At 49.4% G+C, this 13,539-nt stretch carries 14 protein-coding genes; 10 read left to right on the top strand and 4 right to left on the bottom strand.

Annotation, left to right across the window (positions count from 1 at the left end):
• Positions 1-32: 32 nt before the first annotated feature.
• Positions 33-2,459, bottom strand: a complete 2,427-nt coding sequence (locus tag ACFSUS_RS01010; protein ID WP_381517828.1) for an alpha/beta fold hydrolase — start codon at positions 2,457-2,459, stop codon at positions 33-35.
• 331 nt (positions 2,460-2,790) lie between these two features.
• On the opposite strand from ACFSUS_RS01010, the gene ACFSUS_RS01005 reads away from it, so the two are divergent.
• The 3 genes from ACFSUS_RS01005 (at position 2,791) to ACFSUS_RS00995 (ending at position 4,959) form a co-directional block, all read left to right on the top strand.
• On the top strand, positions 2,791-3,078 hold the full coding sequence (locus ACFSUS_RS01005) for a YciI family protein (protein ID WP_381517825.1): 288 nt from the start codon (positions 2,791-2,793) through the stop codon (positions 3,076-3,078).
• Between the two features lie 360 nt (positions 3,079-3,438).
• Positions 3,439-4,128: a hexitol phosphatase HxpB gene (gene hxpB, locus ACFSUS_RS01000; RefSeq protein WP_381517822.1), complete on the top strand. Its 690-nt coding sequence runs from the start codon at positions 3,439-3,441 to the stop codon at positions 4,126-4,128.
• Between the two features lie 33 nt (positions 4,129-4,161).
• On the top strand, positions 4,162-4,959 hold the full coding sequence (locus ACFSUS_RS00995; RefSeq protein WP_381517817.1) for a PhzF family phenazine biosynthesis protein: 798 nt from the start codon (positions 4,162-4,164) through the stop codon (positions 4,957-4,959).
• Between the two features lies 1 nt (position 4,960).
• Here ACFSUS_RS00995 and ACFSUS_RS00990 read toward each other — a convergent pair whose 3' ends face one another.
• Positions 4,961-6,181, bottom strand: a complete 1,221-nt coding sequence (locus ACFSUS_RS00990) for an N-acetylmuramoyl-L-alanine amidase (RefSeq protein ID WP_381517814.1) — start codon at positions 6,179-6,181, stop codon at positions 4,961-4,963.
• Between the two features lie 667 nt (positions 6,182-6,848).
• On the opposite strand from ACFSUS_RS00990, the gene ACFSUS_RS00985 reads away from it, so the two are divergent.
• Complete coding sequence (locus tag ACFSUS_RS00985; protein ID WP_381517811.1) at positions 6,849-7,385, top strand: hypothetical protein; 537 nt, start codon at positions 6,849-6,851, stop codon at positions 7,383-7,385.
• Positions 7,386-7,459: 74 nt separating this feature from the next.
• Positions 7,460-7,996 carry a hypothetical protein gene (locus tag ACFSUS_RS00980; protein WP_381517808.1) on the top strand — a complete coding sequence of 179 codons (537 nt, stop codon included), beginning with the start codon at positions 7,460-7,462 and terminating at the stop codon, positions 7,994-7,996.
• Positions 7,997-8,085: 89 nt separating this feature from the next.
• Here ACFSUS_RS00980 and ACFSUS_RS00975 read toward each other — a convergent pair whose 3' ends face one another.
• Positions 8,086-8,895, bottom strand: coding sequence for a DUF4198 domain-containing protein (locus ACFSUS_RS00975; RefSeq protein WP_381517805.1), 810 nt, complete (start codon positions 8,893-8,895; stop codon positions 8,086-8,088).
• Positions 8,896-8,952: 57 nt separating this feature from the next.
• Here ACFSUS_RS00975 and ACFSUS_RS00970 point away from each other — a divergent pair, with 57 nt between their 5' ends.
• From ACFSUS_RS00970 to bla, 5 genes are all read left to right on the top strand, one after another.
• Positions 8,953-9,108 carry a hypothetical protein gene (locus ACFSUS_RS00970; RefSeq protein WP_381517803.1) on the top strand — a complete coding sequence of 52 codons (156 nt, stop codon included), beginning with the start codon at positions 8,953-8,955 and terminating at the stop codon, positions 9,106-9,108.
• Positions 9,109-9,152: 44 nt separating this feature from the next.
• A complete protein-coding gene (locus tag ACFSUS_RS00965; protein ID WP_381517801.1) occupies positions 9,153-9,611 on the top strand; it encodes a GNAT family N-acetyltransferase in 459 nt (152 codons plus the stop codon).
• A gap of 94 nt (positions 9,612-9,705) precedes the next feature.
• Complete coding sequence (gene hemW, locus ACFSUS_RS00960) at positions 9,706-10,830, top strand: radical SAM family heme chaperone HemW (protein WP_381517798.1); 1,125 nt, start codon at positions 9,706-9,708, stop codon at positions 10,828-10,830.
• A 95-nt stretch (positions 10,831-10,925) separates the two neighbouring features.
• Entirely contained in the window at positions 10,926-11,756 is an 831-nt protein-coding gene (gene mtgA, locus ACFSUS_RS00955; protein ID WP_381517795.1) for a monofunctional biosynthetic peptidoglycan transglycosylase, read from the top strand.
• A 63-nt stretch (positions 11,757-11,819) separates the two neighbouring features.
• The gene (gene bla, locus ACFSUS_RS00950) at positions 11,820-12,578 is read left to right on the top strand and encodes a subclass B1 metallo-beta-lactamase (protein WP_381517792.1); all 759 of its coding nucleotides are present in this window, start codon (positions 11,820-11,822) and stop codon (positions 12,576-12,578) included.
• A 132-nt stretch (positions 12,579-12,710) separates the two neighbouring features.
• Here bla and ACFSUS_RS00945 read toward each other — a convergent pair whose 3' ends face one another.
• Positions 12,711-13,505 carry a rhamnogalacturonan acetylesterase gene (locus ACFSUS_RS00945; RefSeq protein WP_381517789.1) on the bottom strand — a complete coding sequence of 265 codons (795 nt, stop codon included), beginning with the start codon at positions 13,503-13,505 and terminating at the stop codon, positions 12,711-12,713.
• Positions 13,506-13,539 lie beyond the last annotated feature (34 nt).

Here is a 13,539-nt window from a genome sequence, read left to right as displayed (position 1 = left end):
GTCCACTTTGTCAATTACCCAGACAGAAACGTTTACAAGCGCTCTTCAAATAATTTCAGAATCCGTTTGTATTCGTCCATCCAGCTGGTAGGTTCCACAAAGCCATGGTCCTCAACGGGGTAGGGGGCAAGCTCCCAGTTTTCCTTTTTGAGCTCGATCAGTCGCTGGGCTAGGCGGACGGCGTCCTGGAAATGCACATTTACGTCGACCATGCCGTGGCAGATCAATAAATGACCTTTCAAGCCTTCGGCAAAATTTATCGGCGATGAACGACGATACGCTAAGGAGTCGGTTTGGGGCTCGTTCAGGATGTTGGCGGTGTAGGGGTGGTTGTAAGCCGCCCAATCCGTTACGGGTCGAAGCGCTGCTCCGGCTTTGAAGACGTCCGGCGTTGTAAACATGGCCATCAACGTAATGAAGCCGCCGTACGAACCGCCGTAAAGACCAATGCGCTTGGCGTCAACGCCCTGGGTTTGCACGAGCCACTTAGCCGCATCAACGTGATCGTCGAGGTCTTTGCCGCCCATGTGCCGGTAAATGCCCGTACGCCAGTCGCGGCCGTAACCAGCGCTGGCCCGGTAGTCAATGTCGAGCACGGTATAGCCCCGGTCCGCTAATAAGTTATGGAACATGTACTCGCGGAAATACTGGCTCCACCACTTGTGGGCGTTCTGCAAATAGCCCGCGCCATGTACGAAAACGACTGCCTTACCACTGGATTTCGCTGGTTTGTACAGCCGCGCATAAATTGTCTGGCCATCGCGAGCCGGAATGGTGACGAGGGTTGGCTCTCGCCAGGCGTACCCTTTGAAGCTATCCGTTATCGAATTAGTTAGCTTGATAGGGGTAGCCCCTTTACTACTGTTGGCTATCGGCCGTTCACTGATCGTTGAAACATACAATTCCCACGGCTGATTGCTGGACGAATAGCGGATTGCCAGTTTCGTTTCGTCGGGCGAAAGGGTTACGTCGTTGGCGCCGGTCATGCTGGTTAGCCGGGTGCGTGGGCCGCCCGTCACCGCCATACGATAAAAGTGCTGTTCGCCGGGATGCACTTCGTTGGTTTGCAGAAAAAAGTGCGTTTTGTCTTTCGACAGCTGTACCTGCTGGACCTCAAATTTGCCCGAAGTCAGCTGCTTTTTCTGACCGGTCAATACGTTAACGGTATAGAGATGCGAATACCCATCGGCCTCCGACTGAAACCAGAGCGTTTGGTTATCGGCCAGGAAGCTCATGTTACCCGCCGAAAAGTTCGAACCGATGCCGGGGCCACCAATCCAGGCATCGTCGTGCTGGCGGTCAAGAAGGGAGAGCTTGAGAGTCTCCAAGTCGAAGTGCATGATCCAGCGGTCTTTGTTATCTTGTGAACGAACCACCACCACGCATAACTTACCATCTTCTGACCAAACCGGTCCGTTAATCACCACCGGCCGTGTCTTCTTTGCGGTGTCGGGTTTGCTACTCGCGGTTGTGGTTTTTAGAAAATCGGGTTTGTCGTTGATACCCGGAATGTCTTTTGTGTTAACGGTACGCACCGTATCCTTCACAATGTCGTACACGAAAAATTCCTGGCTGGCCAGCGGAGCCCCTACTTTCGTACGGGCGGAGATGTTTTCGGTATAGCCTGATTCGGTAACGTAGTTGGGTACCTGCGCCGTTTTCGCGTTGGACGCGCTTTTCGACAGGCGGTACGTTACAAAGCGGCCATCGGGGCTGAGTTGCAGATTGACAACCTGCTTATCGTCGAGGTATATTTCCTTGGGCCGTTTCGGTTTATCCGCTTTGCTAATGCGCTCACCCTCGTCTTTTTTGTCTTTACGCTCTTTCACTACGTCTGATAAGCGTAACTGATCCTGTTTCAGGAACTTTTCCTCGTCGGTCAATTTGGGGTCAACCTTTCTGGAACCGGGCCGAAAGTCAGTGAGTTGCGTAAGTTCGCCAGTCTGGAGGTTAAGGCTGAACAAATTAGAATTGCGTCGAAACACTGCACTTTGCTGATCTCCCGAGAAAATGACATCATTTTCTACGTCTACAGTATTGGTCAATTGCCGGGTGCGCCCGGTTTTCACATCGAGCCAGAACAGGTCGCCCTGGCGTTCAAACAGGCGCTGCGTGCGGGCCCGGTTAAAAGCGGCAACGGGCGCAGTTGGTAAAGACCGACGCTCGGCGGGACTAACCTTAACGGGTTGCGAAGCGGCCAGTTTGGGCCCGGTCGCCAGCGTAATTTTATAGAGCGAATCGCCTTTTGCCTTGTCGGGATTCCAGTTGAAGTAGATCGTCTTTGAATCGTCGGACCAGTACGGATTGGAAGGAGACGTACCAATCCAGACCTTCGGGTCCTGCATGATACGTTCTACGGTGAGTTCGGGAATTGACCCAGATGATGGCGGGGTGGGTTTGGGCTGAGCAACGACAGACGCCGTCAAGAGCGCCATAAGCCAGCAGAAAGAAAACTTCATGTATTGATGAGGTAAGCGGATTGGTTGTAAAACCGGAAATTAGCAAGAAAACTGAGAAACGCTTACTCCTTTGTTGCAGAAGTTAAGGGGTATACAGGGCATCGACCGCCTTGCAAAGGACTAGTGGCGGCTAGGTAGTTAACTACTGGATTGTGAAGATCATCATTTGACGCGTCTGGTAGCTTTCCTGATAAGGACTGCTAATAATCAAGGATGAATCAAGACCGGAGAGTCTCCGTTGAGACGCCAAAAAGTGGGATAAACTGGGCGTGGTTTAAGACGAAATTGCCGAAAGATGGTATCTTGCCCGATAAAACATCCGATTCATTTCATGCAGTACGTTATACATGCTTACGACCATACGGATACAAATGCCCTCGACCGACGTATGGCCGTCCGGCCCAGTCATCTAGACTACGTTCGTCAATTGAAAGAAAAAGGCCAGTTCCTACTCGGTGGTGCTCTGCTTAATGCGGATGGTAACATGATTGGCTCCATGTTGATACTTGATCTCGAAACCGAAGATCAGTTGAACGATTATCTGGAAACGGATCCATACATTGTAGAGGGCGTTTGGGATAAAATTGATGTAAAGCCATTTCGCCGGGCCGACGTATAAATTAAGCCAGTCACGAAAAGGAACCTCCTTCTCTACAAGCGGTTGCACGGCTAGTTGACGTAGATAGACTGCTACAGCCGTGTAACGCTGAACGGGTTACACGCTCAGAGAATTAGAGGAATTAGGCGATCAATCGTTTATAAGAAGTAGCTTACTTAAGTGACTCAAAACTTCAGAGGCTCGTCCTAAAAGGTAAGTACAGGCCGTACTATCTTGGCTGAAAGTAGTTTGTTTGCATTTAGTTACAAGGAGATTAGCGTGGGCTAGATGCATAAACAAGGGTTGAATGTATTAGCAATCAGCTTATTGTATGTGTGGTTGCCGCCGGTCTGATCGTTAACACCTCTATTTCTTTTAATTTTGATACACGCAGCAATATTTGATATGGATGGTCTACTGGTGGATTCTGAACCCCACTGGCGGGCCATGGAGCGGGAAGTTTTTGCCACCGTTGGCTTATTTTTGACGGATGAGGAGTGTAAGCAAACCACTGGAATGCCGATTCTGGACGTTGTTCGGTACTGGTACGCCCGCGCTCCCTGGGCTGAACAGTCCCGCAGTCTGGAAGACCTGGCGGATGCCATCACCGAGGGTGTACATGAGCGCATTGCCTTATTAGCAGAACCTATGCCGGGAGCTATCGAGGCCCTCGAATTTTTCGCGGGTCAACAGATCCCAACGGCTATTGCATCGGCTTCGCCCATGAGCTTGATTGAAGTGGTCGTCAACCGCCTAGGTATTCGTGATTTGCTCACGTTATGGCATTCCGCTACCCTCGAAGCCCGCAACAAGCCCGCACCAGACGTTTACCTGGGCACGGCCCAACAACTTAACGTAGCGCCCGCTGATTGTCTGGCCTTCGAAGATTCGGGCAGTGGATTAAGATCGGCTCACGATGCGGGTATGCATACGGTAGCGGTACCAGCTCCCTTTGAGTTTGGACACCCTAAATTTGCGATTGCCGACGTCGTTATACCGACGCTTACGGAGTTTACGTTAGACACGTTTAACGCCATACAGAACGAAACAAGCATCATTCCTAAATCATAATTTACTTTGTGCCTTGCACACTTTAACGACTCTATGCGCATTTATCAACTTGACGCCTTCACTGATCAACTGTTTGCAGGTAACCCGGCCGCTGTTGTGCCATTAGCGGAGTGGCTTCCTGATGAACAAATGCAGCAGATTGCTGCCGAGAATAATCTGGCTGAAACGGCTTTTTACATTAAGAAAGAAGAGGAAGGCCATTATCATATCCGGTGGTTTACGCCAACGGTCGAAGTAGACCTGTGCGGACATGCTACCCTGGCGGCTGGCTACGTGGTGTTTTATTTAGAAGATAAAGCCGAAACTGATCAAATTTTTTTCGATTCCCGCAGTGGTCTCTTAAAAGTTTGTCGCAGTGAGGATAACTGGCTAACGCTCGACTTTCCCGCCGATACCATTCAGAAAGCGAACGTACAACCACCTGCCTTGCTAACCAGCCTGCACGAAAAGCCGCTGCTGGTCTTTAAGGGTAAAACGGATTACATGCTGGTGTACGAAAGTCAGGCGCAAATCGAAGCGTTAGAACCAGATTTTCGCGAGATGAGCACGGTTCCGGCGCGGGGTGTGATCGTGACGGCCCCCGGCGATGCCGACTCGGGTGTTGACTTTGTCTCGCGCTTTTTCGGACCTCAGTCAGGTATCGACGAAGATCCCGTTACGGGGTCCGCGCACACGACGCTGGTACCGTATTGGGCTGAAAAACTGGACAAAACCGAACTGACGGCCCGCCAATTATCTAAACGGGGTGGCTTTTTACGCTGTAAGCTAAACGGAGAACGGGTGGATATCAGTGGGCAGGTGCAATTGTACCTGACCGGAGAAATTATGTAGTTCAGCGGGCCTTTTTGACAAATTTCCTGATCCCCTTCCAAATGGCCTTCGCCATGTTCTGGCGGAAGCGTTCGTTTGTAATCAAGGCCTCATCGGCTGAATTACTCAGAAAAGGACCTTCTACCAATACGTTTGGGTAATCGGTAGGGACATTAAAGAAAAAGTTGAAATGACCTACGTTGCCAAACTCGGTTGCGCCGGTTTTTAGTAATTCCTGTAACACAGTCTGGCTCAGGGGCCGATAGCCAATGTGCTTGTAATACGTACTGACGCCCCGTATAGCGGCATTGCCCGATGAGTTGAAATGAATGCTGACCAGCATATCGGGCAATGCCTGACGCATGGCTATAATTCGGGCGGTTGGCCCGAGAAGGGTATCGTTGGTGCGAGTCATCACTACCCGCACACCAGCGCGTTCAAGCAGGGCCCGGAGCCGTTGAGCCACGTCGAAGGTGAGTTCTTTTTCAAACCGGCCCGATTGGTTACCCTTCGCGCCCGTGTTGCTGCCGCCATGACCGGCATCGACCGCAATGGTGAGGCCACGCAGTCTGTAGGTTTTGGGCGGACGGCGTACGCGTATCACCAGCGTGTTACGTTGGTAGTAAATGGAATAACCCCACGACTGTTCATGGACTAAGTCAATATAAATCCTGAACGTTTCGTCGGCGATCTGCTCAAACCATACGTTCCGGATGGCCTGCACTGACCTCAACTGGGTGATCCAGTTTGTGTTCGGGGTTGCCCCAAACACGTCTACTACCAGGCGAGAAGGATTGACTTGCTGCTGACTTCGATACGGCAAACGGGCAGGCAGCCGAACGGCAACATAATCGAAGGAGGGCCCCAAAGCCTGACCGGCGGTATCGCCATAAACAGTCCAGTTGCCAGTGAGCGAACCGACTGGGTAAGGCTGTAACGTATCGACCCGTACTTGCTCAACGGGCACGAAAGCTGTCAGCGACGGAGCCAGGCGAACACGCCAGAACTTTTGGGTGGAGTCGATACCCGTTACATTCAGGACTACATTAGAGTCGAGGGTTTCCATGCGGGCACCCCCGAGTCGGTCGGTACCAAGCCCGTAGTACATGGGTGTTAGTGCCGTACGCGTATAGCCAGTCAATACGGTGTCCCGGATGGAGGGTAGCTGGGCGAGTACCGGCGATGCACTCAGGCACAACAGTACCATCAACAGGCGGCAAGACTGTACGTTACAGGCCTTCATCGACAGACGGTTTGCCCGGTCCATTGAGCACCAGAAATACACTCATAGCGAGTAAGCTAATATAAGGATAATACAATAAATGAAATAAGGGCGATGAGAGCCTACTACTTGTTAATGTTAAATCATTTTACGGAATGAAGTGAAAATAAGCTTATATTAATGGAATATTAACAGTCGCTAAATAGATTGGTTTAACTGATAATGATAAGAATAATAATATTTCAGAGTACTACTAACGTTGTATTATTAAAAGATCTTTTTCAAAGCTAACTAGTTTAAGTCGATATAGGTAAGATAGTAAATAATGTTAAGCTGACACTTTAATGGCAATTTAATGTAGAAAATACTTAATATGGCTCTGTATATATGCTTATAGCTGTTATATATTAATAGTTTAATCTTTCTAAGACGCTGTAGAGTATATTTTGTAGAATGGGTTAACCCTGCCCATTTTTGTCAAAAATAAAGCCCTACAACAGTTTGACGACCAGACGTACGGCTCGCAAAATGTTCAATGTTCTTCCGCTTTTAGTACATGTTCATCCGGATCAGAAAGTCATTTGGCATCGGGTTGGCACAACTTTGTTCGTACCAACGGTGGACAAAATTGTTTTTAAAAACTACTTCTGACTGCTAGATTCATCATCTCAATTATCCAAGTAATAGTATGACTAGATTTATTACTTTCTTCTCTGCCCTTTTACTTCTTTGCTTGCTATCTACTGCTTCTTATTGCCAGGATAGTTCACCGAATAAATTTTGGCTCAGTGGAGGATTAGGGAAAAGTGAACTGCCTAGTGGCATGTTTGCCTTTGGCTACGAGCTTGGTAATAAACCAACCATACTTATTTCTCGGTATACGCTAAATACTGAGATCTTTCCAGACATACGCCCTGCAATTGAAGTGAGTGAGTTCGCATTACTATATGGATATAAGATGGGCAAATTTAGTTTCGCAGCAGGCTTGAGTAGTGTATGGGGTCAGAATCGAGGAAAATTTTTGTGGTCCGATCCTGATCCACTGATTTATGGCTCCGCCCAGCATGAGACAATTAAATATACCACCATAGGTATACCAGCTGAAATTCGGTTTATTATTCCATCAAAGTATGTTGGCATTGGATTGACCGGGTTTGGTAACTGGAATGCTAAACGGTCATTTGCAGGCTTGAACATATCCGTCTATGCCGGGCGAATGAAATAGAGCAGCTATGTTTTCAATGAAAGGCATGCTATAAGGAAAAGTTAAAATTGAAATACACCTTTAGAAGCAACACTATGTCTAAATGTTTAACTTTTGTCAGTGCATGGGCACTGGTCTTACTAGTGGCTAATGGAGCCTACTGTCAGGATGTCTTTAACCATAAGTACTGGCTTGGTTTAGGAATTGGGAAAAGTCAGTTTCCTAGTGGTATGGTTGCTCTTGGGTACGAGTTTAATAATAGTCCGACCCTTGTTACCGCACGATACACGTTTAATGGTGAAGTTCTCCCGGACAATGTCCCTGCTATTGCAATTCACGAGTTCGGGTTACTGTATGGGCTTAAAACGGGTAAGTTTAGGTTTTCAACTGGTGTAAGCGGAGTATGGGGTACCAATCGAGGTAAGTACCTAAGCTCAGACCCTGATCCGCTCATAAACGGATCAAACATTTATGAACCGATTAAATATGCAACCATAGGTTTACCTGCTGAAATCAGATTTATTACGTCGACAAAAGATTTAGGCATTGGTGTTACTGGCTTTGGCAACCTGAATGCAAAACGCTCATTTATCGGACTGAATTTGTCCCTATACGTCGGTAAGATGAAATAAAATGCGGGTAACTACACTGCTCAGCCGAGTCATTCAACTTATGAATGTATCGAAAAAAGAGGCCAGCTAGCTGGCCTCTTTTTTGACTATTATCGGGAACCAAATGTAAGACTACCCCAGTAACTATGCCAATCAGCTGATCCGTAGCGGGTTTGCGTGGTGTCTTTAGCGGGTACCATGTGAACGACACTGACCATGTTTCGCCCTGGCCGCAGTCGGAAACTAACGTCACCTAGAGCGTTTGTTCGCTGCTTTTCTTCAAGGGTTTGGTTGGTGGCGTTCCGGTTCCAGTAGCGAACGAGCGCCCCTTCCAGTGGCTTGTCCATGAACAGGATCTTGAACTCGGCCGTTTGACCAAAGCGCTGCGTATACGGATTTTTCGCCGGGATAATTTCAAGCGTCATCCCTGTGTTCTTGGAAAAAGTCCGGTCGGGAGTATCGCCCACCTGTACCAATGATTTGGCGCATCGTTGGTACAATTCCCGACTCGGTTTATTGCTTTCGCCCTGTTGCTGGCGGGCGGTGATGATATTATCGAGGCCGTCCTCTTGCAAATACAAAAGGAAACTATCCGCTTTCATGCTCAAAAATTTAGGCGTGTTCATGAACGTGAACAGATGCGTGCCTTCGGTATTGAGCGAGACTAAAACGTCGCTGTACGTATCGCCGGTTAGGGTAGGGGTTATATCGGCCGTACCGGTGGCTGCGTGGTGGCGGTAGCTAATAATTCGATTCTTCTTCCCCTCCGAGCGCTCGCCCGAAAAGTGCTCACCTACCAATACCTGTAGGCTAATCTCATCGCCGGGACGAACGAAAAATCGGCTCGGTTGCAGCCAGAACTCATGCCCTAAGGCGCCTAGGCTTATCAATAAAGAGGAAGCAATTAAAACTTTTTTCATAACATTGTTTTTAATCAATCTAAATAAAGTAACTTTGCTGGCGTAACTAGTCAGACAATGAACGCTGAGTTTCTCACGGGTGACCTTATCACCACCTCATCACACGAAAAGCCAGTCATGCAGGGCAACCCCTTCTTGGGGGGCGAATGCGTATTGAAAAAGTGCTGCAAGAAGTACAAAAAGGGCAAGCGCTGCAAGAAATGCCCAGACTGAACGATTCGTTTCTCTAGCGAACGGGTATTTTGCATTTTTGCGGCATGAACATCCGCTACGAATTCCACAACGGTTTGCCATCCGAGCCACTGATAACGTCAATGGTTGACCTATTGCAGACAGTTTTCAATAATCGTGGTCGTGAGGAGACTGTCGCTGAACTCTCTTATCAACTTGCCCGAACAGCCATTCCTACCTTTTTGGCCATTGACGACCAAACCGTCGTTGGTTGTAAACTCGGCTACGAACGACAACCGGGGCAATTCTATAGCTGGTTAGGCTGTGTTAGTCCATCGCATCGTGGCCAGGGCATTGCGGCCGAGCTCATGCGTCAACAACACGATTGGTGTCGCCAACAGGGATACATGACTATTCGCACCCAGACCTATAACCAATGGCGCAACATGCTCATTCTGAACCTGCGCTTCGGGTTTAACATTGTAGGAGCCCTCCAAGGGAAGCACGGACTGATGATTGTACTGGAGAAAGACCTACAGGCGTAAATGAGATTTTCGTAAAAGGTTAATCGCTTACCCTTTACCCTCTTTGCATTTGTAATCGGGAACCCACAGCGGGCCATTACTGTCATATAGATAGATGCATCTCTATCTTCACATACCGTTCTGTAAGCAAGCCTGTCACTATTGCGACTTCCATTTCAGCACCAGTTTAAGCCAAAAATCAGCGCTGGTGGATGCGCTTTGTGCCGAACTTATTCTCCAGAAAGATTACCTGCCCAGCAACCAATTAGAGACGGTTTATTTTGGTGGAGGAACGCCGTCGTTGCTAAGTGAGAGCGAACTGGCGCAAATTTCTGAAACAATTCACGCGTACTTTACAATTTCCCCATCAGCCGAGATTACCTTAGAAGCGAACCCCGACGATCTGACAGTCGAGAAGTTGACAATGTTACGTCGCTACGTTAATCGGCTTAGTATTGGCATACAAACGTTCGATGAAGCCACGCTTCGTTGGATGAATCGGGCCCATACGGCAACCGAAGCCGAAGTCTGCGTTAACCGAGCCCATGAAGCCGGATTCGACAACATGAGCGTGGATCTGATTTATGGGATACCCAACCGGGACGACTCAATGTGGCAGGCCGATCTGCAAAAAACGTTGGCGTTAGGCGTACCACACATCTCCGCTTATGCGCTGACCATTGAACCCGATACGGCTTTTGGGCGATGGCAGCAAAAAGGCAAATTACCCCCCGCCGACGAAGCGCTGGCCGCTAGTCAATTTGAAACGTTGACCAACGCGTTAACGACAGCCGGATACGAGCATTACGAGATTTCTAACTTTGCTAAACCCGGTCTGTACGCTCGTCATAATACGGCCTATTGGCAACGGCGTTCTTACCTGGGCATTGGGCCAAGTGCTCATTCGTATAATGGTCATAGTCGGCAATACAACATTGCTAACAATGCACGTTATATCGCTGATATTAAACATGGTAAACTGCCCGCTACGGTTGAGGAGCTCACGGTAGCCGATCAGGTGAATGAATATCTGTTAACGGGACTGCGGACCCAGTGGGGTTGCTCACTCAATGAGCTGAATGTGTTGTATAGCGCTGACTTTGCGCAAAAACAAACAAATGACCTTTTGAGTATGTATAAAACAGGCTGGCTCGTTCGTGAGGGCGACCGGCTTCGACTGACAGAGTCCGGCAAACTTTTCGCCGATCGCGTAGCGGCAACGTTATTCGTCGACCAATAGGGCGCTAATTTTTTGCGGTTTCAGGTTATAAATCCCATAAACATCGCAGGTTTCCATCGGCGATACCATTATTTTCGCGGAACGCCCTCACGCCCATGAATTCGCAACGCCCTGCCAATACGTTCCGCAATGCGCCCCAGCAGCCACGCCCTAAAGCGGCTCATTCGTCTATGCAACGATTGCAGAAGACGGGCCGGTGGCAACGGGCTCGTCGGTTCATTCGCGAGCGGCCGATGCTGGAGCGTATCTATTGGTTCTGCGTAAAAGCGTTTTTGTGGTTATTTTTTGGCTCGATCGGCTACGTGATTGTGCTAAAATACGTACCGGTTTGGGTAACGCCTTTAGTCGTGTCGCGCTGGATGGACACGTTCGGAACCGACGAAAGCAGCCATGTGTATAAAAAATGGCGTTCGTACGATGAGATCAGCAAAGAAGCCGCCCTTGCTGTAGTGGCTTCCGAAGATCAGGCGTTTCCGACGCATTGGGGCTTCGATTTTGATGAAATTCAGGATGCCATCAAAGAGAACCAACATCGTAAACGGCCAAGGGGAGCCAGCACCATATCGCAGCAAGTAGCCAAAAACGTGTTTTTGTGGAGTGGGCGAAGCTATATCCGTAAGGGCTTAGAAGTATACTTTACGGCCCTTATCGAGTTGATTTGGGGTAAGAAGCGCATTCTTGAAGTGTATCTGAACGTGGCAGAAACCGGGCCCATGACATTTGGCGTCGAAGCCGCATCGCAGCGGTACTATGGCCACTCAGCCGCATCGTTGACCCGCAATGAAGCCGCCCGAATGGCAGCCGTACTACCGAACCCCCGCTTGTTTTCGATCAAGAATCCCTCGAATTACATCCAGCGCCGGACCCGACAGATTGCCCGGCAAATGAGGTACCTGGGTGGACAGAAATACATCCGAAATCTGTAGCGCTCGTGAGAATAAAGAGTTTTCAAAGTACCACTTAATTAACCACTACGCTCCCTGCTGTCTATGAAGTACTTGTGCTTACTATCGATGCTTTGGGCGCTTGCTGTTGGTCGGCATGCCTACGCTCAGCCGTTTACCATCAGTGTTGAACCCCTTGTGCCCTCGGTGTATGTCCACACGTCGTATAACCTCTACGGCGGCCAACCGTTTCCATCGAACGGGATGATTGTCGAGACCAAAAAGGGAGTTGTTCTGATTGACACACCCTGGGATACGGCCCAAACCACGCAGCTCATAAAATGGGTCAGCACCTACCTAAAACAGCGCGTTGTGCTAGCCGTTGTTACTCACTTTCATGAAGACCGACTGGCGGGAACCGAAGTGCTACGTCGGCACGGAGCGCGGGTTGTCAGTACGCGCTTAACGGCGGATCTGGCCAAAAAAGAGGGCTTTCCGGTCCCGGATGGCATCTTACCCAACGATACAACGCTGAAAGTGGGCGGTACGTCGATCGAAACGTACTTTCCCGGCGCTGGTCATGCCCCCGATAATATTGTGGTCTGGTTACCGAAGCAAAAGGTCTTATTTGGCGGATGCTTCATTAAAAGTTATGAGGCCAGCAGCTTGGGAAATCTGTCGGATGCTGATCTGGCTAGCTGGCCGGCTGCCATGCGCCGGGTGCATGAACGTTATCCGAAACCAGCGTTCGTTGTTCCGGGCCATCAGAGTTGGAAAGTAACAGCCGATGCGCCTACTGCCCTGCCCTTTGGTCATCCCTCGTTGCAGCACACCGTCGACATGCTGGAGCGCAAGGGCGGTTGATCGCGACACATTAGTAACCTTGGCTAGACCTCGCTCCAGCTGTACCTGGTGGGTTGTGTAGCCTGGCCGCTGGTTCGCAGCCCGGCTAGGCTACGGCAGACCCTGACTTTAAAAAGTTGATCGATCCATCGATCACTTCTTAGCCATGGTGGCAACGAAATTGTTGAGCTTACAGTCTTTCAACTGTTGCAAACCCTCAACCACGGCGGCTGCATTGAATTTAGCACCTGCGTAGTTGGTATGGGTATGATCGCCGGGGAAGAACTCGGTTTTAAGTTTGGCTTCGTCGTAACCGGCCTCATATTTTTGGGCAATCTGATCATTTAGATCAATGAAGTAAGCTCCTTCCGATTTAGCGCATTCGGCCGCCCACTTACTGTAGCTGTTACCGGACCGCTCTACTTTGCCCTCTTTCCAGACGTTACGTGGTACCGGCGAACAAACGATGGGTGTGGCTCCTTTGCTTTTGGTATCGTTGATGTACTTCTTCATGTACCAGCCGTAGGTGTGTACGATCTCATGTTTCTTCGTGAGCATGTTGTCAATCTCCTGTGTTTCGTCGCCAATGCCTTTGATGCTGCCCCGTGCCCGGGACGTATCGTTGATGGCTCCGCCGTCGTTGTGGCCAAATTGCATAAGCACAAAATCACCGGGTTTAAGCGTCGCCATGATTTTATCCCAGCGGCCTTCGGTCATAAACGTACGACTGCTACGGCCACCAATGGCGTGATTCTCGATATGTAGTCGCGTTGTGTCGAAGTGTTCCGAAATAAGGCTACCCCAACCCCATAGGCCATCCGACCCTTTACCAGAACCATTCCGAACGGTAGAGTCACCGATGATGTAGAGGGTTGGCCGTTGGGGAGGCATAGCCGCCAACAAAAAAACGGTAATGATGAATAGTGAGGCTGACAGGGTCTTATGCATAGGAGGTTTGAGTTTAAACGCAGAAGGGCAGAGT

Origin of the sequence: Spirosoma soli (genome assembly GCF_042684525.1) — a bacterium.
GTDB classification, from domain to species: domain Bacteria; phylum Bacteroidota; class Bacteroidia; order Cytophagales; family Spirosomataceae; genus Spirosoma; species Spirosoma soli.
The sequence above is the reverse complement of the archived record's forward strand: the minus strand, read 5'-3'. Positions and strand labels throughout refer to the sequence as shown.